Origin of the sequence: Flavobacterium azizsancarii, from assembly GCF_027980145.1 — a bacterium.
GTDB classification, from domain to species: domain Bacteria; phylum Bacteroidota; class Bacteroidia; order Flavobacteriales; family Flavobacteriaceae; genus Flavobacterium; species Flavobacterium azizsancarii.
The window spans coordinates 1-25,111 of record NZ_JAMZNK010000065.1 but is presented as its reverse complement, the minus strand read 5'-3'; the positions used below and the strand labels follow the sequence as shown (position 1 = coordinate 25,111).

Below are 25,111 nucleotides of genomic sequence, written 5' to 3'. Positions count from 1 at the left end.
TCCACCTCGCGATGGACACCCTTGCATTCAGCTAACACTTCCCACTGTAAAGGCGTGTTCGGGACTTACACCCTAGAGTTATCGCCCATGCTGGGCACACAACAAAAAAAACAGGCTGTCCAAAAGACAGCCTGTTTATATTATGACTCACAACTGCTACAAGTAACAAGACTTGTAACAAGCTCTTTAGATACACTTTGACTACGTTGGTAATACAAACTTTTGATTCCTAATTGCCATGCTTCGATCAATAAACGGTTTACTTCTTTGATTGGCAAATCCGATGGGATATTTAAGTTGATACTTTGTCCCTGATCGACATATTTCTGACGGATTGATGCTTGCTGTACAATCTCTAACTGACTGATTTCCTTAAATGTTTTAAAGACATCTTTCTCATTTTGGCTCAATTGGCTCATGTGCTGAACGCTGCCGCCATTAAGCATAATTTCTCTCCAAACCTCTTCATTATCAAGACCTTTTTCTTCTAATAATGTTTTAAGGTATTTGTTTTTACGCATAAAATTACCTTTGCTCAAACCAGCTTTATAATAATTACTGCTAAAAGGTTCGATTCCCGGCGAAGTTTGTCCCAGAATAGCCGATGATGATGTCGTTGGCGCAATTGCCATTGTTGTCGTGTTACGTCTTCCGTATCCTTTTAGCAATTCTGGTTCTCCATATATTCTTGCCAGATCCTGAGTTGCTTTATCAGCTTTGTCACTAATATGTTTGAATATTTCTGTCGTTTTCATTTTGGCTTCAAGTCCTTCAAACGGAATCATATTTTTTTGCAGATACGAATGCCATCCTAAAACCCCAAGTCCAAGTGCGCGGTGTCTTTTTGCAAAACGATTCGCTGCTGCCAGATAATAGTTTCCTTCTGTTTTTTCTATGAATTCCTGCAAAACGGCATCCAGGAAAAAGATCGCCAGTTTTACTGCTTCAGTATCTTTCCATTCCTCATAAAGTTCCAGGTTCATTGACGAAAGACAACAAATAAATGATTCATCAAGGCTTGACGGCAACATGATTTCGCTACAAAGATTACTTGCATTAATGCGCAGGTTTTTGTCTTTATAAACTTGTGGTTTGTTTTTATTTACGTTGTCACTAAAAAAGATATAAGGCAATCCTTTTTGCTGACGGCTTTCTAATACTTTTGCCCAAATTTGTCTTTTATCTGCATCGCCATCAATCATTTCCTGCATCCAGTAATCAGGTACACAAATTCCGGTAAACAAATTCTGAATTGGGTTTCCGATGCTTTTTATCTTCAAAAATTCTTCGATATCCGGATGATCTACATCTAGATATGCTGCAAAAGCACCACGACGAACACCACCTTGAGAAATCGTATCCATTGTAGTATCAAAAAGTTTCATGAAACTCACTGCTCCACTACTCTTTCCGTTATCAGTTACGGCACTTCCTCTTTCGCGTAATTCGCCAAAATATCCTGAAGTTCCGCCACCAATTTTGGTTTGCATGATTACTTCACCCAATTTATGTGTAATCCCTTCGATTTCGTCAGGAACGTGAACATTAAAACAAGAAATTGGCAAACCACGTTCTGTTCCCATATTTGCCCAAACAGGCGAACTAATACTCATCCAACCACGTTCGATCATTTCAACAAAAGACTCTTTTAACTCGGGTTTGTACAATCTTTTTGCTGCAGCGGTACAAATTCTGTCAATTGCCCCCTCTACAGTTTCACCTTTTAAAAGATAGCCACGATTTAAAATTTGCTCACTTTCAGAGTTTTTCCACCACATTTTATTGTCTGCTTCGCTTAACGGAGCACTATTTCCTGAAATTGTATCTATTGTATTCATAATTGTAATTTGCTTTTTTAGAAAAGGTCGTTTGCGGTAATACTTTTGTCATGTTTTGTATATTCTACAGGTCTTTTCGCAAAGAAATCATCAAGACTATTTGCAAAAACTTCTTCTTCGAACCACGCCATCGCTTTATAATCATCGGCTGGAACATTGAATATTGTTTCGATGCCAATTTGGGTCAGACTTTCATCTAATCTAAATTTCATGAAATTCACTAAATCTTCTTTTTTGATACTTTCGATTTCACCTTCTTCAAATATCCAGTCTAATATATCTGCTTCTACACCAATCGAATCCTTAACTGTTTCTCTTATAAGCACTAAAGTTTCCTCATCTAAATAATCCGGAAATTCTTCTTTGATTTTATTGATGATATAAATGCCACCATTTGCATGAATCTGTTCGTCGATAGAAGTCCACGCAATAATGTTGCTTACATTTTTCATATATCCTTTGAATCTCGTAAACGACAATAAAATCGCAAACTGACTAAAAAGTGATACATTCTCGATCAGAATACTGAACAATATCAGCGAAACCACATATTTTTTATTGTCCTGAGACTTGGTATCTTTTAAAACATTCGATAAATAATCGACACGTTTGCGGATTACCGGAATCTCCATCAGTTTTTCGAATTCATTATTATATCCTAAAACTTCTAAAAGACGAGAATATGCCTCAGAATGCCTGAATTCACATTCAGCAAAAGTACTTCCTAAACCGTTAAACTCCGGTTTTGGGAAATGCTCATAAATATTCCCCCAAAAACTTTTTACAGCTACTTCTATCTGTGCAATTGCCAGTAAACTGTTTTTGATTGCTGTTTTTTCAGCCAGATTTAAATGGGAATGAAAATCCTGTGTATCTGCAGTAAAATCGACTTCGCTATGAACCCAATATGCTTTATTTATGGCATCAGTAAATTGTAGGACCTCTGGATATTCAAAAGGTTTATAATTGATTCTTTTATCGAAAATAGACATATATATAAGTATTAAATTGGTGACGTAACCAGAATAAAATGATTTGTTTATTTGGGGGTTAAACGTCATTTCTCTAATTACAAAATTAACCCACAGTTCGTCTTTTGACCTAATTTTGATGTTAAAAAACCACTCAATTATCAACAGGTCAGAAGCAACGAAAAGTGACAGGAAATTTAGTTTTATCAACAGGATTATACTATTTCATAACCCTCGAAACATCAGCTATTTATACAGAATCTAAATAAAGTTATCAACATAAAAATGCCCTCGCAAACTACCCTCCCAAAAAACAGTTATCAACAATCATATTCATAAAAGTAATATTTTTAATACAAAAATGTTCGTTTGTAAAAAATAACGAAGCCCTATTTTACAATTTCGAAACTTAAAATATTTTACTCTTTATAACGTACTTTTAAAGTTTATAAAACCAATAACTAACTGAATTAAAATAGATTAACTTATAAAAATAAAATTAATTCTATTTTAATATTTTATTAAAAAACTAAAAAACTGAACTATTTACAGCATTATCTCAATCAAAAGGACTAATATTTAAAAGTTACCGTAATTTTGTACTCTTAAAAAGAAAAGTCATGATCATTAGAAAAGCAACTATAGAAGATTCAGAAAGTATTGCAGCACATTTGCTGTTGGCCATAGAAGAAATTATCTATAAATTCATCGCAGAAAAAGATCCTAAAACAGCCTACTATTTCCTGCTTCATTTTGTCGAATCAGAAAACAATCAATACTCTTATGAGAATTGTTTTGTGGCCGAAGAAAACAATGAAATTATTGGGGCAGTTTCTGTTTATGACGGAGGCAAATTGCAGGAACTTAGAAAACCAATTGTTGATTATGTCCGCCTGAATTTTAATCCTGATTTTAGTCCTGAAAACGAAACCCAAAGCGGCGAATATTATATTGATTCATTAGGTATAAATCCAAATCATCAGGGAAAAGGAATTGGATCTAAAATACTGCAGTTTTTGATTGAAGAATATGTAACCAAAAATAAACAGACTTTGGGTTTATTGGTTGAAGAAGGAAATCCGGGTGCGAAGAAATTGTATCTTAAATTAGGTTTTAAACCGGTTGGAGTAAAAACTTTAGTGGGGAAAACTCTGGAGCATTTACAGATTTCCTGATTTGTTTCAAGTTTAAAGTTTCAGGTTTGAAATGAGCATAGAATTTCTGTGTCATTTTACCGCAAAGAGCGCAAAGGTTTTAATTAGCAAATTTTTATAAAAACACAAAGTTCGCAAAGCTTTGTATTGAACCAACTTTGCGAACTTTGTGTTTTTTAAACGTACTGTAAAATAAAAATCTTAGCGCTCTTTGCGGTAAAAATCAACACAACTATAAATCGCAAAGATTTACTAAAAGTCCGCAAAGTTTAAATTCAAAGCTTTGCGAACTTTGCGTTTTTATAAACGTACCTAAAATAAAAAAAATTGTGCTCTTTGCGGTTAAATCTACACAAGCCAAACCTGAAACCTGAAACAATTTTAAACCAAATTTTCTCCTTAACAAGATTTTTACTAATCGACTGCATGAAAATTGTGTTAAGATTTCATAACTAAAAGTGTATCAGGCAAAAAGTTTTATATTTGCACACGAAAAAAAATTATTACCCTATTACAATAAGGACTTAAATACTCCTTATTTTTTTTTATTACACTTTTGAAATTTACATTAAAAAATACCTTTTCCGGCAGGAACTTCTTCATTTTAGGAATCATTTTTATTATCCTTACACTGCTTTCGGTTTATATTTTGAGTGGTTTAATGACTCAAATTACCGAAAAATCGAATGCAGAAAGCTCGCAACGAAGTTTTGTAAAAAAACAGGAAGTTATCGCGCAGGAATTATCACGCTTTTTAGAAACTAAAAATGAACTAAAACGTATTGTAGACATTAGTAATGCTAAAAACTTATCTAATAACTTAAAAGTTTTAAGTAACATTCATGCTAATGATAGTCTGGTTAGAAATAATTGGTTTGGAATTAATGATCAGCAAATAGAATTTAGTACTTCTAAAATCAGTCCTGAACTTGAAAATTCTATAAAAAATTTTGCTGCTAAAAACAAGGACCTTACACAATCTAATACTATTGTTGAGGATCAGGAAAACTTTTTTTGGCGTATTTACTATAAATATATCGCAGCAAATGGTACTGTGGTGCGATACGGATATGATATAGATTTGCAAAGTCTTCAATCTTACTTTTCGACTATTGACCAAAAGGCACCCAATTATGCTTTTGTATTTGATAAAAAAGGAACTATATTATATCATCCTGAAATAAAATTATTAAAAAAGAACATTTTTAATATTACCAATATAGCGCCACAGGATACTACTTTTGCCAAAAAAGAAGGTTTTAGCAAAAGAATCGCTCCATCAGAATTTTTATTATTAGATATTGTACGATATACTAAACGACTGAACGTAAAGGGAACGCATTGGTATATAGCGGTAAATTTTCCAAGAGAAATTTCGAATGAAGATGTAAACGAGGTAAAAAAATATGCTTCTTTAATTTACATCATTACAACTGCAATTCTAATTGTGTTCTTTTATCTATTTACCATTTTTACGCGTAGAACCTTCCAGGAGAAAGAAGTGCTTGCTGAGGAAAAAAACAAGCTGCTTTTAGAAAACGAAAAGATCAATAAAGAAAAAGCATTGATCCAGCTGCATCATTTAAAAGAGCAAATTAATCCGCATTTTCTATTCAATTCATTGAATTCTCTTTATATGCTAATTGAAAGCAATACGGGAGTTGCACGAAAGTTTACTTTAAATCTTTCTAAAATTTACAGATACCTTATTAATCCTCCGGTTAACAATATTGTTACGGTTCAGGAAGAATTACTTTTTATAGAAAAATATATATTTCTGCAGCAAATCCGTTTTACAGAAGAATTTGTCTTTACTGTTACTATTCAAGACGAAAACTTCTTGGCAAAAAAGGTTCCTTATTTAGCATTTCAGATTGCTGTAGAAAATGCCATAAAACACAATATTGCTTCAGATGAAACTCCGTTAAGGATAACAATTGACATTAACGAAAACGTTGTAATTATTACTAATAATTTAAACGAAAAGCAAAACTTCGAGAAAGAATCTAAATTTGGTCACAAATACTTAGAAAGTATCTATAAATACTACTCGACAAACGGTTTTAAGGCCTTTAAAAAAGACGGCGATTTTACTTGCATTTTACCTTTAATCGGATAAAAAAAAACATTCACTCCCAAAAAAAAGCCACTCACTCTATTTTGCTTTTTTTAACGTAATCCATGCAATATTTTTAGCCAAAAATTAACCTAAACTTAACTTTCGATGAGAGAAAAGGCATTGTTGAGAAATCTAAAAAGTATCGCTTTAATAGTAATGATATTAAGTACTAGTACTGTAGTTTCTCAAAAAAAGAACAAAAAGAGCAAAGAAGACAAAACAGAACAAGTTAAAGATTCATTAAAAAATCCTAAAACGAAAAAATATGCTGATCTGATCAAGCAGGGAACTTTCAAAAAAGGATTATTCAATACCATTCAGGTAAAAACAGATCTTTATCTGGAGATTAATGACTCCCTTTTTCAAAGAGAATTTTTAGTCGTTAATAAAATTTCAAATGTTCCTTTACCGGTTAATGATGCAGGTTTAAATAAAGGAATGAATTATGAGAATAAGATCATCACTTTTCATAAAGATCTTGTTGCTAAAAAAGTTTGGGTAAAATCATCTGTACCAAAAGTTTCATCGCCTGTTGGAGATGCTATTACAACTTCTGTAAATAGTAATTTCTCAGAATCTATTATCGAAGTTTTTGATATTGAGACAAAAAATAGTGATTCTACTTCTGTAGTAATCAAAGCCAATAAAGTTTTTGACGGAAAGCAAAAAAGTTTCAATGATGTTTTGAGTAATATTAGCTTTGGCGGATCTGTAAAATCTGAACTTTCGTATATAGAAAGTGTGAAGACATTTCCTAAAAACATCGTCGTTAAATCGCAACTGACAACTTCTGTAGCCGAAGGCGGTCCTGCCCTTTCCGTTACAATTGGTGTTACTTCTAATATTATTTTATTAGACAAAGTACCAATGAAACCGCGTTTTGCAGACAAACGTATAGGTTATTTTTCTGAAGAGCATTGGTATTTTAGCGACAGCCAACATGCTGTGCTGGAAAAAGAACTAATCACGCGCTGGAGATTGGAACCTAAAAAAGAAGATATTGAAAAATATAAAAAAGGTGAATTAGTAGAACCTAAAAAACCTATCGTTTATTATATCGATCCATCGACACCTAAACAATGGCGTCCTTATATTATAGAAGGTGTTCGTGATTGGGAGGTTGCTTTTGAAAGAGCAGGATTTAAAAATGCCGTGATCGCAAAAGAACCTACTGCCGAAGATACTGATTTTGATATCGATGATGTTCGCTACTCCGTAATTACGTATGTGGCATCGCAAAAATCGAACGCTATGGGACCTGCGGTTGTTGACCCAAGAAGTGGTGAAATTATTGAATCTGATATTATCTGGTGGCACAATGTTATGACATCGTTACACAGCTGGATGCGTATTCAGACAGGTGCAATTGACCCAAAAGCAAGAGGAAACAAATTTAGTGACGAACATATGGGAGAAGCAATTCGTTTTGTATCGTCTCACGAAGTAGGTCACACTTTTGGTCTAAAACACAATATGGGAGCTTCATTTGCTTATCCGGTAGAATCACTGCGATCTCCATCTTTTACAGCAAAAATGGGCGGAACAGCTCCGTCAATCATGGATTATGCCCGTTACAATTATATTGCACAGCCAGAAGATCATGTAGAAGCAATTACGCCAAAAATTGGTGAGTATGATAAATATGCTATCGAATGGGGTTACAGATGGTATGCTGAGCCAACTGAAGAGCATAATGCTTTGAACGCATTGATTGCAAAACACAAGGATGATCCTGTTTATTTCTACGGAGAACAACAAGATGGGAATGCTACTATCGATCCGCGTTCTCAATCTGAGGATTTGGGTGATGATGCCATGAAAGCGAGTGAATACGGACTTAAAAACTTAAAAAGAGTTGTTGCCAAAATCCTGGAATGGACGTATGACAAGGACGAATCTTATTATGAAACGGGTAAACTATATATTGGTGCAATTGGCCAATGGAATCTGTACAACTATCATGTATTAACGAATGTTGGAGGTATTTATCTGAATACAACAGTTCACGGTGATAACAAACCAAGTTATGTTGCAGTTCCTGCAGCAATCCAGAAAAGAGCCGTTTCTTATTTATTAAACAATAGTATTAAACTTCCGGAATGGTTGTTTTTCAATCCAATTTTGGATAAAACAAATCCGCTGAAGGATTCTCCTCTTGGGCCTTACGAATACACGCCGTATACTCTTGCAAGAGAATTACAATACGGAGTTTTATATAATTTATTGAGCGATGATCGTTTATTGAGAATTACAGAAAACGAATTGTTTCAACGTAATGAAGCTAAAGAAAATGTGTTCACGGTAACACAATTATTCAAAACAATTCACCAAAGCATCTTTGCTCCTACTATCCAAAATAAATCGCTTAACATTATGGAGCGTATGACTCAAAAAAATTATGTCGATGTACTGATTGTTTCTACCAATAAACTTTTTGAGAAAACAGATGCAAAGAAAATCACTCAATTAGAAGAGACTTTAAGTATGCCACATTTATGCGATTATTTAGATGAATCAAAAATGGCACGTAACATCAATCAGTCTTCTCTAAAAAGGGTTTCTGAAGTTACCTCTGATAAAAAAGGAGAATTGAATCAAATTTTACAATTATTGAAAACAAAGAGAAATATTGGAAATCAGGAAACCAAAAACCATTATTTCGATTTGATTCAACGTATTGAAAAGGCTTTAAACAACACACTATAAATTAACACAATCCAAAAACAACCCAATGAAGAATTTATTTTACATGCTGAGTTTCCTACTTACCCTATCCGGGTTTGCGCAGGAAAGGACTATTAAAGGAAGGGTACTTGATGCCAAAGACGGACTGCCGATACCGGGAGTTACTATTTCTGTAGAAAACAGTTCCGTATCAAACAACACAGAACAAAAAGGAATTATTACAAGTGCAAGCTTAGGTACCGTAAGTGATTTTGACGGGGCATTTGAGCTTAAAATCAACAGTAACATCAAGAGTTTAAGAGTAACCTATATGGGATACCAACCTTATACAATTGATATTACAGACAAAAACCAATACAATATTTCTTTAAAATCAGATGTTAGCGAACTAAAAGAAATCGTAGTAACGGGTTACCAAAAAATCGAAAAAAGAAAACTGACATCAGCTGTTGCAAAAGTTGAAATGGCAGATATCAAACAAGCGGGTGTGGCGAGTTTAGATCAAATGTTAATTGGTCAGGTTGCTGGTGTTGCCGTAACACAACAAACGGGAGCTCCGGGAACAATCTCAAAAATCAGAATTCGTGGTACTGCATCACTTTCTGGTGCTCAGGATCCGTTATGGGTTTTAGATGGTTTGCCTCTTGAAGGAAATGATGTTCCTCAAAATTACGACAAAGATAATATCGATGTTTTAAACAATTTTTCTATTGCAGGCTTAAATCCTGAAGATATTAAAGATATTACCATACTAAAAGATGCTGCTGCAACTGCCATTTATGGGGCAAGAGCTGCAAACGGGGTTATTGTGGTAACAACAAAAAAAGGAAAGAAAGGAAGTATGAAAGTAGATTTGAATGTGAATACTTTCGTAACTCAAAAACCTGATTTTTCTAAATTAAACCTTATGGATGCTTCTCAAAAAGTAGATTTTGAACTTTCACTGGCTTCAAGAGAAGATTTGACTTACAGAGACGGTAATGGAGAAATTTCCCGTATTCTTAATCAGGCTAATGAATTAGGAGCCTATAGATCGGGAGGTTTTTCGTCTCTAAGTCCAACAACGCAAAACTCTATTAATGCTTTAAGAAACAACAATACCAACTGGGGTGATTTATTGTATAGAAGTGCGATCAACAAACAATATACATTAAGTTTATCCGGTGGTGGAGAAAAATCAGATTACTATTTCTCTTTAGGTGCTTACAATGAAGAAGGTGCTACGATAGGAACTGGTTTTGACCGATACAACCTTACCTTAAAAAACAATTTTGATGTAACGGATAAATTGCATGTTGGCGTTGGAATTTTTGGTACCCAAAGCAAGAAATCATCTTACATTACAGATTCAGACACTTTTACAAATCCTGCTAATTACTCCAGAAACGTAAACCCATATCTAACTCCGTTAAAAGCTGACGGAAGTTATAATTATGATAAAGATATGACTGGATATGGAAATGGAAGTGTGTATATTCCTTTTAATTACTTAGAAGAAAGAGAAAATACCAACTATGAATTAACTACAAGATCTATAAAAGCATTACTTGATGTTGATTACAATATTACGAAAGGCTTAAAAGCAAGTACGCAAATTGGTTTACAGTTTGATAACAATGCTTCTGAAAAATATGCCGGTAAAGACACTTATTTTACAAGAAAAGAAAGAGAAAAATCAAGTGTATTTGTAAACGGAGCTGATACTTATTTCCTTCCTGTTGGCGGAATTATTCAAAATTCAAACACAGACTTTTTTCAGTACAACTGGAAAACGATGGTAAACTACAGCACTACTCTTGGCGGAAAACATGAGATAGAAGTTATGGTGGGTAATGAATTAAGAAAAAACAAAAGTACTGCTATCAATACAAAAGGTTTTGGTTTCGATCCTAAAACATTGACTACAACACAAATCATTTTCCCAAATGCAAATTATGCCAATAATGCAAACTGGAGAACTTATTTGAAAAATGAAAATGAAAATGCATTTGCATCCTTTTTTGCAACAGCATCCTATACCTATGACAGAAAATATACTTTCTTTGGAAGTGTTCGTTACGACGGTTCAGATTTATTTGGTGTAGACCCTAAATACAAATACTTGCCATTATGGGCTGTTTCCGGTTCATGGGCAGTATCTGAAGAAAATTTCTTAAAAGGCAGTGAAGTAATTTCTAATTTAAGATTACGTGCATCTTACGGTTTACAAGGAAATATTGACAAAAATACTTCTCCGTATGTAGTTGGAATCAACAATACAACAGTTATTTTACCGGGACAATCAGAACCTGTTATTACTATAACTTCTCCTCCAAATGATAAATTAAGATGGGAAAAGACAGCGAATACCAACTTTGGGATGGATCTTGGTTTATTCAACAATCGTATTAGCATTGTAACTGATGTTTACGGAAGAAAAAGTACCGATTTAATTGGTTTACAATCGCTTCCTGTCGAAAACGGATTTGAGTTTACAAACGCTAACTGGGCGCAGGTAACCAATAAAGGATACGAGATTTCTTTGTCTACACGAAACATTGATCGTCCGAACTTTAAGTGGAATAGTACAATTAATTTTGCTCATAATAAAAGCAATGTCGATCGTATCCAAACAAGATCTAACACTTATTTACCATCAAGACAAGGATTACCTGTTAATGCAGTATTTGCATTAAAAACTGCAGGAATTGATGAAAACGGTTACCCTCTATTTGTAAATAAAAAAGGAGAAACTGTAAACACACAAACCCTTTTTGGTCTTTTTGACCCTTATGCAGATTTCTTCCCGGGAGTTTTATCTCAGTCGAAACTTACAGATGAAGAAACAAGAGATTTGTTTAGTTATGTAGGAGATGCAGATCCTAAATTTACCGGTGGTTTTATCAATACTTTCAAAATTCATAATTTTGATCTTACTATTGCCACTACTTTCAATCTTAAGCAAACTGTTGTAGAAAAACCTAATTTTAATGGTACAGCTTTAGATCGTGGTCAAAACTATACTACAGATGTTCTTAATGCCTGGTCGCCTACTAATACAGGTTCAAATATACCCGGAATCAACGGTGAAACTTCAGGAACAGGAGATTCCTGGATGGCTTACCAATGGTTTTCTCCAGGAGGAGCGCCACTTAATGTTTACAATTATTTAGATACCTGGGTTCATGAAATGAGCTATATGCGTTTGAGCAGTGTTCGTTTGGGATATTCATTGCCTAAAAAAGCAACAAAAACGTTGTATATGGATAACGTTAGATTTAGTATCGAAGGTAGAAACTTATTCGTAATCAGCTCTGATTACAAAGGTTACTTTGACCCTGAAACGTACGGAAATATCTATGCACAACCAATCCCAAGATCAATATCTTTAGGATGTAACCTAACTTTTTAATCTGATTTAAAATGAAAAATATATTAAAATACGTATTCTTTGCCGGCGTAGCCATTACTACTGTAAGCTGTGATCATTATCTTGATGTTGAGCCTGTAGGTAAAGTAATTCCGGAAACCTTAACTGATTACAGAGCAGTAATCACAACCGGCTATTCTATAACTGCTATTCATAAAGCATTATCTGCTATCAGGGCAGACGAATTAATTTTAGATGAATTTAATGATAATGCCACTTTCTACAGAGACCATTATATCTGGAAAGATGCCAATCCTGATAAAACTACAAACAGTTTTCCTTATGCGGCTTTGTACAACAGAATTTTCTATACGAATGTGATCATCAATGATGCGAGCGTAAAATTAGCGCCTTCTGCAGAGAAAGATCAGCTAATTGGAGAAGCATATGCACTAAGAGCCTTAACTTATTTTGACTTACTGAACATCTTCAGTAAACCTTTTAATGCTGCAACAGCTGCAACAGACAGAGGTGTTCCGTTGGCTCTAAAAATAGATTTAGAACAAGCTTATATTCCTCAAAGTGTCGCTGTTATTTACGATCAGATTTTATCTGATAATGAAGAGGCCCGAAAATTATTGAATTTAGACACTCAGACAGCAGGTATAAACTACCGTTTTTCTAAGGCTGCATTATATGCTATGGAATCTCGTATTTTTCTTTACAGAAAAGAATGGGCCAAAGCCATTGAAGCTGCAGATAAAGCAATGACTTATAAAAGTGCTTTAATCAACCTGAACACTACAGCTGCTTTACCGAACCTTTACAACGGACCGGAATCTATATTAGCGCTGGAGGATCCTTTTATCAATCTTTTAAAAGGTACGTCATATGCTTCGCCAACCTTAACAGGTGCTTATGATAAAACAAACGACTTACGTTTTGCTTTGTATTATCAGGCAAGCGGAAGCAGGTTCAGGTTTAGAAAAGGTGGTGATATTGCTCAAAAATGCACTTTTAGAACATCAGAATTATACTTGACAAAAGCAGAAGCATCGGCACAATTAAACGATCTTCCAACGGCAAGAACAACTGTAATCGCTTTTATCAAAAACAGATATACTGCTACCGCTTTTAACGCATTAAGTACATCGATTGCTGCCATGACACAAACTCAGATTCTTGATTTTATAGCTCAGGAAAGACAACGTGAGTTTGCTGTAGAAGGTCACCGCTGGTTTGATTTGCGAAGAACTACTCAAAAACAAATCATACATACATTTGCCGGTCAAAATTATACACTAATAGAAAATGATCCGCGTTATACGCTTCCATTTCCTCTGGATGCCCGTTTAAATAATCCTGAATTGTAATAAAATTAGCTCCGTTTTTAACGGAGCTTTTTTTTTAACTTTACAGAAAATTAAACGTAATGAAAATAGTTATTATTGAAGACGAACATTTGGCTTCAAGCTATCTCAAATCCATTTTAGAACAGCAAAGTATCATTTCGATCAGCGAAATAACGGTAGTAAAATCTGTAAAAGATGCCGTTGCTTTTTTTAAAGTAAATACTGTTGATCTTGCCTTTATGGATATTCATTTAGGAGATGGCAAAAGTCTTGACATTTTTGAGCAGGCACCTGTTTCATGTCCCGTTATTTTTATTACCGCTTATGACTCTTATGCCGTAAAAGTGTTCAAACATTTTACTATAGATTATCTTCTAAAACCTTACGAAGAAGACGAATTACACGAAGCTTTACTCAAATACAAAAACATCAAAGAAACGTTTAACACCAATTTAATTGTTGAATCTTTGGTCGAAATTGAAAATCAAAGCACAGTCCAGCATCACTTTTTGGTGAATCACAGAGATAAGCTAATTTCTATAAACGATACCTCTATTTCCTATTTTTACGCCACGGGCAAACATATGTTTATCTACAGCAATTCCGGCAGTAGTTATTTGTACAATAGCAATCTCAAGGATCTTATTGGTAAACTTAATCCTGTAATTTTCTTTAAAATAAATCGAAAATACATCATCAATCGCCATCATATTCAGGAAATTATCAAACATTCCAGCCAGAAAATAGAAATCCTTTTAAATGTTGCCGTTCCTGATACAGAACCAATTATTCTAAGCAAAAAAGAAATCAACAATTTCAAGAACTGGCTGGACTCTTAATACTTTGCGCTTCCTTTTATTTAAAATACATAGAAAAAAAGCTACAGATAAAAAACCGCAGTAATCTCTTTATCATTCGTTAAAGCAGCAACCTGATTTTTACCTTTTCTCAAGAAAGCAAACTTTATACAGACTTTGTTTATTTATCTGCGTAATCTTCTCATTCTGACAAAGAAAGAAACCTCTAAAAGATTATTTGCAATACAAAAATGAGCACTTAAAAATATTGGTCATAAAATACAATAAAATATTTTTTCTACAATTTTACTATTATTTTACATTATTCCCATGTTTTACCGTCAAGCGTTTTTGATATGTTTGAATTATTGCTAAACAGCTGTTAAATCTTTAATAAATATTAATTGTTAATATTCTAGGAAAACGTATATTTGAGTCAATAGAATTTAAATATCGTGCAAGAACAAACAAAATCACATAGTTTTATATTTCCCAAAACTCCTACAGGAGTTGACGGCCTTGATGAGATTACTGATGGTGGATTCCCTCAAGGGCGACCAACTTTAATCTGCGGTGGTGCCGGCTGCGGAAAAACATTGTTATCCATGCAATTCCTTATTAAAGGTATTACAGAATATAACGAACCCGGAGTTTTCATGTCTTTTGAAGAACCTTCGGATGATCTTACTTTAAATGTAAAATCACTTGGTTTCGATCTGGAGCAGCTCAAAGCTGATAAAAAGCTCGTAGTCGATCATGTCAGGGTTGAAAGATCTGAGATTGAAGAAGCCGGCGAATATGATCTTGATGGTTTGTTCATCAGGTTGGGACATGCCATAGATTCAATAAAAGCGAAACGTGTTGTACTTGATACCATAGAATCACTTTTTGCAGGACTCGACAATCAGGCGATTCTCAGGGCAGAATTACGCAGATTATTTCATTGGCTCAAAACCAAAGGTGTAACAGCGATTATTACAGGAGAACGCGGCGAAGCTACTTTAACACGTCAGGGATTAGAAGAATATGTTTCTGATTGTGTCATTGTGCTGGATCATCGTGTAATCGAGCAGGTTTCTACAAGAAGACTTCGTATTGTAAAATACAGAGGATCAACACATGGTACAAACGAATATCCGTTTCTTATTGATGAAGACGGTATTTCGGTACTTCCTATTACTTCTTTAAAACTAAACAACGAAGTTTCTTCAGATATTGTTCCTACGGGATTATCGGGATTAAATGAAATGTTTGAGGGTGGAGGTTTTTATCGCGGAAGCAATATATTGGTTTCAGGAACGGCTGGTACGGCTAAAACAACTTTGGCATGTTATTTTGCCAGTCAACAATGCGAGAACAACGAAAAAACAATCTATTTTGCTTTTGAGGAATCGCCACAACAATTGGTTCGTAATATGAAATCAATAGGTGTCGACCTTCAAAAACATATTGATAATGGTAATTTGCTAATTCATTCATCACGACCTTCTTTAAATGGTCTTGAACTGCATTTGCTTACACTTAGAAAATTTATTAAGGAATTTAAACCTACTACGATTATTATAGATCCTATTAGTAATTTAATTTCTGTAGGAAGCGAACATGAAGTACGCTCAATGCTGGTAAGGCTTATAGACATGCTGAAAGCGAATAATATTACAGCACTTTTTACCTCGTTAAACAAACAAACGGATAATTTCAGGCCTGATCTTGCCGAAGAGTCTGTGTCATCATTAGTAGATACCTGGATTACCGTACGGGATATGGAGGGAATTGGCGAAAGAAACCGCGGGATTTTTATTGTAAAATCCAGAGGAATGGGACATTCTAACCAGGTAAGGGAATTTGTTATTACAAACAACGGTATAGAATTGCTTGATGTAGAATTAGGACCACAAGGAATACTTACGGGTGCCGCCAGAAAATCTCATCAGTTCAAGAAAACAATCTCGGATATTAAACTTCAAAATGAGATTAATAGAAAAGACAGAGAAATTGAGCGTAAACGCCGTGTTCTGGAAGCCAATATTGAGGCACTCAAAAATGAATTTGAATCTGCCGAAGAAGAGTTAAGTATCCTTAAAGCAACAGAAGAATTGCAGGAAAAACTAACTTCTAAAAAAACAAAATAAAATGAAAAAAGAAGTTGTAGCAGAGTGGCAATTAAGACTTTATATAGCGGGTCAAACCCCCAAGTCTATTACTGCGCTTGAAAATATAAAAAAATACGCCGAGGAACATCTGAAAGGGATTTACAGCATTGAAATTGTCGATTTGCTAAAAAATCCTCAATTGGCAGAAGGCGATCAGATATTTGCTGTACCTACATTGGTGAGAAAATTTCCTGAACCTATTCGCAAAATTATTGGCGATCTTTCTAATGAAGAAAGAGTACTTGTGGGGCTTAATATCAAACCCTTAAACTCTTAAAAAAATGGATATTTCATCTGATGAAACAAGTACAACCAAACATAAGTTTATGCTTTTTGTTTCGGGTATGTCTGTAAAATCAGGGCATGCAATCGAAAATCTACGCAAGATATGCGATAAATATCTCGAAAATAACTACGAACTAGAAATTATTGATATCAGTCGCGATAGCGAACAGGCCGTAATTCATCAAATTGTAGCAATCCCTACATTGATCAAAGTAAATCCTGCACCAAGAAGAATTATCTTAGGTGATCTGTCAGACAAAGAAAAGGTATTGAGAATATTAAATATAAGAGAATAATTTGCAGGACAACAATACAAATATCGAATTCTTATTAGCCGAAATAGCATCATTAAAGGAAAAACTTTATGAATCTAATAGTATTGTCAATGCTATAAAAGACGGGGATGTCGATGCATTAGTAGTAAATAATAACGGAGTTCCGCAGCTGTACTCACTAGAAACTGCTGACTATACTTTTAGACTTCTCATTGAGAAATTCAGACAAGGTGCCTTGAGTATTTCAAGAAATGGGCTCATACTCTATTGCAATGATTATTTTTCTAAACTAGTAGGGATTCCATCCGAGAAAATAATTGGTAACTATCTCTACGAATACTTTAATAATGCAGAACATTTTGTTCCTGTCATTGAAGCGCTAAAATATGGAGTTGCTACACATGAGATTCTTTTTAATACTGAGGATGAAAACAAAACTTTTCCCGCCTATATTTCCCTCACAGACCTTGAACCTGCCGTTCAGGGAATAGGTATCATCATTACGGACCTTACAGAGAAGAAAAAACATGAAGACGCCTTAATAAAACATCAAAAAGATCTCGAGGAAAAAATCAACGAATTAAACAAAACGAATGCTAATCTCGAAGAATTTATTCATGTGATATCGCACGATCTGAAAGAACCATTAAGAAAAATCGTAATGTACAATGGCAGAATAGATGCTGCTCATCTTTCAGAGGCAGATAATAAGTCAATGAATGTCATGAAAGTATCTGCATTGCGGCTCAACTCACTTGTTGATGATTTGGTAAAATATTCATCTCATACCGCACAGGAAGAACGTACCGAAGTCAATTTAGTTGAAATAATCTCTGAAGTAACCGATGATTTGGAAATTATAATTAATGACAAAAAAGCCAGGATACAAATTGGTCAATTGCCTACAATATATGCCTCTAAAGTACAAATGCGTCAACTTTTTTCTAATCTTATTTCAAATGCCATAAAATATAGCAAAACAGATTTTTCTCCACTTATTCAGATTTCCCAAATCGACAATGCTGAATCTAAAATTCCAAACCAAACAGAGCAATTCATAAAAATTCAGATAAAAGACAATGGTATTGGAATGGAAACAACCCATCTTATCAAAATTTTTACTATATTTCAGAGATTGCACGCCAAAAATGAATATTCCGGAAACGGAATTGGTCTTGCAATTTGCAAAAAAATCATGGAAAATCATTCAGGAAATATTACTGTTGAAAGTAAACCGAATGAAGGCACCATCTTTAACCTTTTTTTCCCACTCTCATAAAAATGCAAAACTTAAACAATTTACATATTCTTATTGCCGAAGACGACAGTGATGATGCAGACATTATTTTTGAAGCTTTTACTAAAAATACTAATTTCGAAAAAGTAAACCTTGTCACCAATGGTGAAGAACTTTTGAATTACTTAAAAAATTCTTCAAACAAAATTCCGGACGTCATCCTGACTGATATCAACATGCCTATCGTAGATGGTATCGAAGCACTACAGGAAATCCTGAATACTACTGAACTAAAAAAAATACCCTGCTTTGTTTATTCAACAAGCATCAATCCTGTCTATAAAGAAAAATGTGATTTGCTTGGTATAAAAGCATACCTCATTAAACCATATTCGATAGAAGGTTTTGATGAAATTCCTAAAAGTATCCTTTCATTGATTGAATAAATATAAAAGAAAAAAAATAGCTTCCTGATAAAAAATCAAGAAGCTATTTTACATTACAGAACAGCTTAATACACTATATTATTTAATATTTAATCGCAATTTTTCCAATTGTTTTACCCGATTCCAATAATTTGTGTGCTTTCTTGAAATTATCCGCTGTTAGTCCCGTAAGAGTTTCATTAAGCGTTGATTTTATAGTTCCATTATCCAGCAGATCAGCTATTTTATTCAGGATATTGTGTTGTTCCTGCATATCTTCCGTTTCAAACATAGAACGAGTGTACATTAACTCCCATGAAAATGAGACACTTTTGTTTTTTAATTTATTCAGGGCAACAGGATCATTACTTCCTGTAATCGAAGCGATATGACCTTGCGGCTTAATCAACTCGACCATGATATCCCAATATGAATTAGTATCTACAAAATCTAAAATAAAATCTACATATTGAAATCCCGCTTCGTGAACCGAAGCTATTAAATCTTTATGGTTTACCACAAAATCAGCACCTTGTTCTTTGCACCATGCAATAGTTTCCGGTCTTGATGCCGTTGCAATAACCGTTAAACCAGCAATTTTTTTAGCCAGTTGAATCGCAATCGAACCTACTCCGCCGGCACCACCTATTATTAAAATAGATTTTCCCTTATCTTTCTCAGGATTTATTCTAATACGGTCAAACAGTATTTCCCACGCTGTTACACCAGTCAAAGGCATAACAACAGCTTCTTCAATGCTCAGTGATTTTGGTTTTCTACCCACAATTCGTTCATCAATAATCTGATATTCGGCATTGCTTCCTTGTCTCGTTATATCACCCGCATAAAATACTTCATCGCCAATATTAAATAAAGAAACTTTTTCTCCAATTGCTTCCACAATACCAACAGCATCCCAACCAATAATTTTAGGCGTTTCTAATACCGTATCTTTTGCACTATTCTGGCGTATTTTAAAATCAACCGGATTCACGGATACAGCACTAATTTTTACTAATAAATCTCGTGCTCCCGGAATTGGTTTTGGAGTTTCAAATTCTATAAAACTCTCTTTTTCAGTTATGGGTAATGATGTTTTAAATCCTATAGCTTTCATCTTTATATTTTTTAAATTGTAATAGTATTACAAAGATAATAGCATACTGAATTCTAAGAATGGTATAACTTGATAGTATATTTGTACATGTTTATCAAAATTTATTTTTGTTAAAAAAAAGCTGATCCTAAAATCAGCTCTCCTTATATGACTTAAAATTTTACAGCAAATTCTTTTGCAAAATCCTCCAACTTAATCTTTCCGTCAATAGCAATTTTATTACTTAAAAAATCTTCCTGAATTTTTCCACTTCTTAAACCTGAACCCATTTCTGCATATAACTCAGCCATTTCTAATGGCAAACCCGCTTCCTTCATTCCAACAAGAGCTTGTTCATCTGTAAATTCAATCCACGGCAATTCAGGTTTACCAATTGCAAGACCCAAAGTTTGAGCCACATCGTTTGGGGTGCGAACATCGCTAACAATATATCTAATATTGATACCTGATTCGATTTTTTGTAATTCTTCAGCAACGGCAATTGCAATATCCTCCGGATGTACAAACGGAATTTTTGTTGTCGCTCCATAATTCGATCCAATAATTCCCGCTCCTTTAATCATAGGAACATCATTATACAAATTAGTATAGAAAAATCCGGCGCGCAAAAAAGTTAGTGACACGTTTTCTAGTGTTTTGTATATTTTTTCGATATTGTGAAGCCCTGCAATGGGACCATTTCCGTGTGATAAGTCAGCACCAATACTGCTCAGCATCACAACGCGCTTTACTCCTGTTTCTTTAATTGCTGTAGCAAAAGCCTGTCCGGCAGCCGTAGTATTGGCAATAATATTAACTCTTCCCATATTTGGCGGTGTCATGGCAAAAACCGCATCAGCATCTACAAACGTATTTTTAAGAAATTTTGCATCGCTTACAGATCCTATTGCCGCTTTTGCTCCTAAATTTTCAATAGCTTCAACTCTGTCATTATTACTCGTAATTACAGTTACTTCGTGCCCTGCAGCAACTAATTTTGTGGTTAAAGGTTTTCCTATATTTCCTAATGAACCTGAAATTGTAATTTTCATATCTAAATTATTTTTTTATTATCTGTAACAAAGGTATATTTGTACTTACTTTTATACAAGTACTTACCCTAAAGTATGCACAATGACAGCAATTAAAGAATCGTCGACAATTCAGGAAAATAAGCAATATGCCTTAGAAAAATGTCCTGTAACGTATGTAATGGAGAAAATAGGTGGCTATTGGAAACCCATTATTATTTATCATCTTTCGAGCGGGGCTTTGCGTTACAGCGAACTAAAAAGGGCAATTCCTGCCGTAACCGAAAAAATGCTCATTCAGCATTTAAAACAGTTAGAAGCTGATAATCTTGTCATTAGAGAAGCAAAACCTGTTGTGCCGCCTTTCGTAACTTACAGACTCAGCGATTCAGGAAATGGTTTAATGCCTGTTATTGAAGCTATGGCAAGTTGGGCTTTTAAGGATAAAGACAATGGTTTTCAAAAACATTAATTCTTTATGGTACCATAAAAAAGCAATGGTTATAATTGAATTAATTCCTGCTGAATCTGGGCTGTGGTTTTTATCAAAATTGGTATAGAAAATGAGTCCATGACAACAATACTTTTGTATAAAAATTTATCAAAATGAAGAAAGTATTAGTCCTGAATTCAAGTGCAAGAAAGCTTAACTCTAAAAGCAGAAAACTTACAGAGGTATTTACAGATCATTGGAAAAACATCCATAATAATCCCGTTATTCATTATCGTGATTTAGCGGATAGCCAAGTTCCTCACATTGATGAAGCATGGATAGCCGCAGCTTTTAAGCCGAAAGCTTCAAGATCTCCAGAAGAAATAGAAGCATTAACAACAAGCAATACTTACATCGCAGAGTTACAGGAAGCTGATGTTATTGTAATTGGTGCGCCCATGTACAATTGGTCAATACCAAGTACATTCAAAGCTTATATAGATCAAATTTTAAGGGTTAACGAAACCTGGAAACTTAATCCGGATAATTTTGAGAATCCATATTTTGGTTTACTCAAAAACAAAACGTTGTTTCTTTTACTTTCAAGAGGTGCGCAGGGTTATGAAAAAGGAGAATACAATGAACATATGAATTTTCAGAGCAATTATCTAAAAACCGTTTTCAATATTATAGGCGTTACCAATATTCATGTGGTTGCGGTAAACGGAGAAAGCTTTGATCCCGAAAAATATCAGGAATCTATAAAATCTTCACATCAGGCAATAAAAGACCTGATCGAAAAGGAATTAAATTAATTTTATAAAACATAAAAAAGTCTTCTGTTCGAAGACTTTTTATGTTTTAAGCGTTTTAAAAACTTCTATTTTAATCGCTTTGTCAAGTGAACGGCAACCAATTCAAATCCGTTTTTCAGATATACTTTTTGCGCTGTATTGTTAGTAAAAGCCGTGTCAAGCACAACAGCATCCTTATGCAATAAAAGGGCAATTTCTTTGACATGATCTAATAATTGAGTAGCAAAACCTTTGCCTCTGTACAATTCAAGCGTACATAAATCGTCTATGTAAATAATGTTTCCGCTATGCAAGGACGTCATTTTGCGATATCCTGCAAAAGCGACAACCTTATTATTGTCGATAATTCCGGCGATGCTATACTTTTCATTTTGCATCATTTCGGCAATAGTAGCATTCCATTTATTTTTATCCAAATGTGGTCTTAGCAAAAAAGCAACATCCCAGCATTGCTCAATTTCTAATTCGGTTTCAATTTTTTTGATTTCATAAACAGTTTCCATAATTCTTTTTTTTTCAAAATTATGATATTCACCAGTAGTCAAAACGACCCAATTTTAAAATCAATAGTAGTCCAGAAACTTTTACTGCAAAATCTTTTTTAGAATTCCCAAAGCCTTTTCGATTTCATTTTCATCCAGCGAAGCAAATCCCATTCGTTGCCCGTTTGATGAAAAAGCTTCATTTTTATAAAAATTGCCGTTTCCTATATAAAGACCATTTTTCGAAGCTTCATCAGACATTTTAATCAAATTGATCCTTTCATTAAAATTGGCCCAAACTGCCAGTCCGCCTTCCGGAGTTCTAAATTCTATTTCATCTTTAAAATCAGTTTTCAGGATTTCGCAAAAGTGATTTCTGCGCTGTTTGTATATTTTCAATGATTTTCTAAAATGCCTTTCCATTTCCCCATTTTCAAACATCAGTGCAAAAGCTTCTTCTAAAAGAGTATCGCCCTGCCTGTCTATTAACTTTCGCAAAGACGCAGCAGCTTCAATAAATTTTGCAGGTCCCACCATAAAACCAATTCGCAAAGCAGGTGCAAAAGTTTTAGAAATAGAGCCAATATAAATCACATTCTGGTTATGATCGATACTTGCCAGAGGCAAATAAGGCTTGTTATCATAATGAAAATCAAAATCATAATCGTCTTCAATAATAGCAAAGCGAAATTCTTTTGCCAGATGTAAGAGTTTTAACCGGCGCTCCATAGTCATTGTTACACCAGTTGGGCAATGATGATGCGGAATTATATATACTACTTTTATCTTTTTGTGCTTCAGGATTTCTTCCAGATAATCAACGTCCATTCCGTTACAATCCACAGGAATTCTTTCTAAGTTAGCACCAGCATATTTAAAAGTATCATCTGCAGAAAAAAAATTAGAGTTTCCAACCGCAATTGTATCATTCGGATTCAGCAGCAATTGTGCCGCCAGATAAATCCCCATTTGACTTCCTTTTGTAATAATAATATTATCGGGCAAAACCGTCAAACCTCTGGTATTGGAAAGATAACTGCTAATTGCAATTCGCAGATTTTCAGATCCCATCGTGCTGCCATATTTCAGAAAGTTTTTTCCGTAAAATTTTCTCGACAAACTTCGATATTCGCGCATTAGCTGATCTATAGGCGCCAAACGAACATCCGGAAAACCGTCATCCATCACAATTGGCTGTTTGTGATTGCTCCTGCCTGAATGAATAATTTCAGTGCCCAATTTATTCGTCCACTCAAAACCTATCTGAGATTTAATACTTTTAATAGATTCCGGAGCAGTAGTTCTAATAATTAAAGGCAATTTTGAGAGTACAAAGATCCCCTTTCTATCGACAGATTCAGCCCATCCCTGACTCATTAATTCTTCATAGGCCAGTTTTACCGTGTTTCTGTTTACACCAATTAGTTCGGCCAGAATTCGCGAACTGGGCAATGCATCAGACGATTTTAAGGTTCCGTTGGTAATCAGCGAGATAAAAATATTACACACTTGTATATAAAGTGTTACCGAAGATTCGCGGTCAATTTGTATTAGAGATTTATAGGGTAACATCTGGGCTGTGGTTTTTATAAAAATTGGTACACAAAGTTACCCAACATCTTTATACTTTTACATAAAAATTTATCCAAATGAAAAATATAACAATACCACAAGCGGGTTTAATACTACGAGTTGTTTTAGGAATCACAATGTTATCTGCAGTTGCAGATCGCTTTGGACTTTGGGGCGCTCCCGGTGCACCGGGAATTGCATGGGGAAACTGGGAAAACTTTATCGCTTATACGCAAACCTTAAATTCTTTTGCCAGCAAATCTGTAGCCGGAATATTGGGCGCAATAGCCACTATCTGCGAAATCGGATTTGGTATATCTTTAATCATCGGATTCAAAACGCGACTTGTAGCTTTGGGAACATCAGGTTTAATGTTACTTTTTGCGATTAGCATGGCGATTTCAGTTTCGGTAAAAGCACCATTTGATTATTCTGTATTAACAAGTGCCGCAGCAGCTTTATTGCTTTCTGCCATTGACAAAACTTTATTTGCAGTTGACAATAAATAGAATCCCTTCTTTTCATAAAAAGTTTTGTCTCATTTAAACAAAGAGAAAAACAGATTTAAAATCCTAATAATGAATATTTTATAAATTAAAAGAACAAATCATGTAAGTGATTGAAATCCTGAAGGTTTAAATTTGAAATAATTAAATTATTAACGAAATAAATAAAATTATGAAAACATCATTCAAATCAAAAATGGCATTTCTTTTTATTTTAATCGGACTTTCATTTTCATGCAAGAAAAATGACACGATTCCAGCCGATAGTACTTATGTTGATTCAACAGAAACAGCCGTTGATAGTGTAGATGCCACTGTAGATACTACATCTGCAATTGTTGATACAGCAACTGTAAAAAGAGACACAGCCACGAAAACTAAAAAATAGATTGTGATTCTAATTCAGGAATGGTAATCCTTATTTTTATAAAGAGGTTGTCTGAAAAGACGACCTCTTTCTTTTATTATACTAGTAGATTTACAGAGTGTTTCTTGAAAAATGTAAATTTGGGCTAAAATGGTCTTCTATAAACTTT

Annotated in this window: 21 protein-coding genes; 15 read left to right on the top strand and 6 right to left on the bottom strand. The window is 34.3% G+C overall.

Features of this window, described 5'->3' with window-relative positions; genetic code table 11:
- Nucleotides 1-140 precede the first annotated feature (140 nt).
- Nucleotides 141-1,838 carry a ribonucleoside-diphosphate reductase subunit alpha gene (locus NJT12_RS23095; RefSeq protein ID WP_271338472.1) on the bottom strand — a complete coding sequence of 566 codons (1,698 nt, stop codon included), beginning with the start codon at nt 1,836-1,838 and terminating at the stop codon, nt 141-143.
- A 17-nt stretch (nt 1,839-1,855) separates the two neighbouring features.
- A complete protein-coding gene (locus tag NJT12_RS23090) occupies nt 1,856-2,830 on the bottom strand; it encodes a ribonucleotide-diphosphate reductase subunit beta (protein WP_271338471.1) in 975 nt (324 codons plus the stop codon).
- Between the two features lie 599 nt (nt 2,831-3,429).
- Between NJT12_RS23090 and NJT12_RS23085 the strand changes: the two genes are divergently transcribed.
- The 11 genes from NJT12_RS23085 (at nt 3,430) to NJT12_RS23035 (ending at nt 18,661) form a co-directional block, all read left to right on the top strand.
- A complete protein-coding gene (locus NJT12_RS23085; RefSeq protein WP_271338470.1) occupies nt 3,430-3,984 on the top strand; it encodes a GNAT family N-acetyltransferase in 555 nt (184 codons plus the stop codon).
- A gap of 535 nt (nt 3,985-4,519) precedes the next feature.
- Entirely contained in the window at nt 4,520-6,082 is a 1,563-nt protein-coding gene (locus NJT12_RS23080) for a histidine kinase (protein WP_271338469.1), read from the top strand.
- A 105-nt stretch (nt 6,083-6,187) separates the two neighbouring features.
- Nucleotides 6,188-8,788 (top strand): zinc-dependent metalloprotease, encoded by a 2,601-nt coding sequence (locus NJT12_RS23075; RefSeq protein ID WP_271338468.1) that lies wholly within the window; start codon nt 6,188-6,190, stop codon nt 8,786-8,788.
- A gap of 25 nt (nt 8,789-8,813) precedes the next feature.
- A complete protein-coding gene (locus NJT12_RS23070) occupies nt 8,814-12,158 on the top strand; it encodes a SusC/RagA family TonB-linked outer membrane protein (protein ID WP_271338467.1) in 3,345 nt (1,114 codons plus the stop codon).
- 11 nt (nt 12,159-12,169) lie between these two features.
- A complete protein-coding gene (locus NJT12_RS23065; RefSeq protein WP_271338466.1) occupies nt 12,170-13,489 on the top strand; it encodes a RagB/SusD family nutrient uptake outer membrane protein in 1,320 nt (439 codons plus the stop codon).
- Between the two features lie 59 nt (nt 13,490-13,548).
- The gene (locus tag NJT12_RS23060) at nt 13,549-14,307 is read left to right on the top strand and encodes a LytR/AlgR family response regulator transcription factor (protein WP_271338465.1); all 759 of its coding nucleotides are present in this window, start codon (nt 13,549-13,551) and stop codon (nt 14,305-14,307) included.
- 413 nt (nt 14,308-14,720) lie between these two features.
- Nucleotides 14,721-16,397: a circadian clock protein KaiC gene (gene kaiC, locus NJT12_RS23055; RefSeq protein WP_271338464.1), complete on the top strand. Its 1,677-nt coding sequence runs from the start codon at nt 14,721-14,723 to the stop codon at nt 16,395-16,397.
- Nucleotide 16,398: 1 nt separating this feature from the next.
- A complete protein-coding gene (locus tag NJT12_RS23050) occupies nt 16,399-16,695 on the top strand; it encodes a circadian clock KaiB family protein (RefSeq protein ID WP_072953993.1) in 297 nt (98 codons plus the stop codon).
- A 4-nt stretch (nt 16,696-16,699) separates the two neighbouring features.
- Nucleotides 16,700-16,999 carry a circadian clock KaiB family protein gene (locus NJT12_RS23045; protein WP_271338463.1) on the top strand — a complete coding sequence of 100 codons (300 nt, stop codon included), beginning with the start codon at nt 16,700-16,702 and terminating at the stop codon, nt 16,997-16,999.
- A 1-nt stretch (nt 17,000) separates the two neighbouring features.
- Entirely contained in the window at nt 17,001-18,257 is a 1,257-nt protein-coding gene (locus tag NJT12_RS23040) for a sensor histidine kinase (protein WP_271338462.1), read from the top strand.
- Nucleotides 18,258-18,259: 2 nt separating this feature from the next.
- On the top strand, nt 18,260-18,661 hold the full coding sequence (locus NJT12_RS23035) for a response regulator (RefSeq protein ID WP_271338461.1): 402 nt from the start codon (nt 18,260-18,262) through the stop codon (nt 18,659-18,661).
- 82 nt (nt 18,662-18,743) lie between these two features.
- Here the strand turns inward: NJT12_RS23035 and NJT12_RS23030 are convergent, their stop codons facing one another.
- Nucleotides 18,744-19,757 (bottom strand): zinc-binding alcohol dehydrogenase family protein, encoded by a 1,014-nt coding sequence (locus NJT12_RS23030; protein ID WP_271338460.1) that lies wholly within the window; start codon nt 19,755-19,757, stop codon nt 18,744-18,746.
- 152 nt (nt 19,758-19,909) lie between these two features.
- Nucleotides 19,910-20,788, bottom strand: coding sequence for an NmrA family NAD(P)-binding protein (locus NJT12_RS23025; protein WP_271338459.1), 879 nt, complete (start codon nt 20,786-20,788; stop codon nt 19,910-19,912).
- Nucleotides 20,789-20,870: 82 nt separating this feature from the next.
- Between NJT12_RS23025 and NJT12_RS23020 the strand changes: the two genes are divergently transcribed.
- Together NJT12_RS23020 and NJT12_RS23015 are read left to right on the top strand one after the other, a co-directional pair.
- Complete coding sequence (locus tag NJT12_RS23020) at nt 20,871-21,239, top strand: winged helix-turn-helix transcriptional regulator (RefSeq protein ID WP_271338458.1); 369 nt, start codon at nt 20,871-20,873, stop codon at nt 21,237-21,239.
- A 134-nt stretch (nt 21,240-21,373) separates the two neighbouring features.
- A complete protein-coding gene (locus NJT12_RS23015; RefSeq protein WP_271338457.1) occupies nt 21,374-22,015 on the top strand; it encodes an FMN-dependent NADH-azoreductase in 642 nt (213 codons plus the stop codon).
- A 65-nt stretch (nt 22,016-22,080) separates the two neighbouring features.
- Here the strand turns inward: NJT12_RS23015 and NJT12_RS23010 are convergent, their stop codons facing one another.
- Nucleotides 22,081-22,518, bottom strand: a complete 438-nt coding sequence (locus NJT12_RS23010) for a GNAT family N-acetyltransferase (RefSeq protein WP_271338456.1) — start codon at nt 22,516-22,518, stop codon at nt 22,081-22,083.
- Nucleotides 22,519-22,599: 81 nt separating this feature from the next.
- Nucleotides 22,600-24,069: a MocR-like pyridoxine biosynthesis transcription factor PdxR gene (gene pdxR / locus NJT12_RS23005; RefSeq protein ID WP_271338455.1), complete on the bottom strand. Its 1,470-nt coding sequence runs from the start codon at nt 24,067-24,069 to the stop codon at nt 22,600-22,602.
- A 77-nt stretch (nt 24,070-24,146) separates the two neighbouring features.
- Here pdxR and NJT12_RS23000 point away from each other — a divergent pair, with 77 nt between their 5' ends.
- Together NJT12_RS23000 and NJT12_RS22995 are read left to right on the top strand one after the other, a co-directional pair.
- The gene (locus NJT12_RS23000; RefSeq protein WP_271338454.1) at nt 24,147-24,578 is read left to right on the top strand and encodes a DoxX family protein; all 432 of its coding nucleotides are present in this window, start codon (nt 24,147-24,149) and stop codon (nt 24,576-24,578) included.
- Nucleotides 24,579-24,747: 169 nt separating this feature from the next.
- On the top strand, nt 24,748-24,963 hold the full coding sequence (locus NJT12_RS22995; protein ID WP_271338453.1) for a hypothetical protein: 216 nt from the start codon (nt 24,748-24,750) through the stop codon (nt 24,961-24,963).
- Nucleotides 24,964-25,111 lie beyond the last annotated feature (148 nt).

Bases quoted from the DNA above. Each gene is read 5' to 3' on its own strand.
- NJT12_RS22995 (WP_271338453.1), top strand. From the start codon at position 24,748: ATGAAAACATCATTCAAATCAAAAATGGCATTTCTTTTTATTTTAATC.
- NJT12_RS23090 (WP_271338471.1), bottom strand. From the start codon at position 2,830: ATGTCTATTTTCGATAAAAGAATCAATTATAAACCTTTTGAATATCCA.
- NJT12_RS23060 (WP_271338465.1), top strand. From the start codon at position 13,549: ATGAAAATAGTTATTATTGAAGACGAACATTTGGCTTCAAGCTATCTC.
- NJT12_RS23020 (WP_271338458.1), top strand. From the start codon at position 20,871: ATGACAGCAATTAAAGAATCGTCGACAATTCAGGAAAATAAGCAATAT.
- pdxR (WP_271338455.1), bottom strand. From the start codon at position 24,069: ATGTTACCCTATAAATCTCTAATACAAATTGACCGCGAATCTTCGGTA.
- NJT12_RS23045 (WP_271338463.1), top strand. From the start codon at position 16,700: ATGGATATTTCATCTGATGAAACAAGTACAACCAAACATAAGTTTATG.
- NJT12_RS23025 (WP_271338459.1), bottom strand. From the start codon at position 20,788: ATGAAAATTACAATTTCAGGTTCATTAGGAAATATAGGAAAACCTTTA.
- NJT12_RS23030 (WP_271338460.1), bottom strand. From the start codon at position 19,757: ATGAAAGCTATAGGATTTAAAACATCATTACCCATAACTGAAAAAGAG.
- NJT12_RS23085 (WP_271338470.1), top strand. From the start codon at position 3,430: ATGATCATTAGAAAAGCAACTATAGAAGATTCAGAAAGTATTGCAGCA.
- NJT12_RS23050 (WP_072953993.1), top strand. From the start codon at position 16,399: ATGAAAAAAGAAGTTGTAGCAGAGTGGCAATTAAGACTTTATATAGCG.
- NJT12_RS23015 (WP_271338457.1), top strand. From the start codon at position 21,374: ATGAAGAAAGTATTAGTCCTGAATTCAAGTGCAAGAAAGCTTAACTCT.
- NJT12_RS23070 (WP_271338467.1), top strand. From the start codon at position 8,814: ATGAAGAATTTATTTTACATGCTGAGTTTCCTACTTACCCTATCCGGG.
- NJT12_RS23065 (WP_271338466.1), top strand. From the start codon at position 12,170: ATGAAAAATATATTAAAATACGTATTCTTTGCCGGCGTAGCCATTACT.
- NJT12_RS23010 (WP_271338456.1), bottom strand. From the start codon at position 22,518: ATGGAAACTGTTTATGAAATCAAAAAAATTGAAACCGAATTAGAAATT.
- NJT12_RS23075 (WP_271338468.1), top strand. From the start codon at position 6,188: ATGAGAGAAAAGGCATTGTTGAGAAATCTAAAAAGTATCGCTTTAATA.
- NJT12_RS23000 (WP_271338454.1), top strand. From the start codon at position 24,147: ATGAAAAATATAACAATACCACAAGCGGGTTTAATACTACGAGTTGTT.
- NJT12_RS23095 (WP_271338472.1), bottom strand. From the start codon at position 1,838: ATGAATACAATAGATACAATTTCAGGAAATAGTGCTCCGTTAAGCGAA.
- NJT12_RS23035 (WP_271338461.1), top strand. From the start codon at position 18,260: ATGCAAAACTTAAACAATTTACATATTCTTATTGCCGAAGACGACAGT.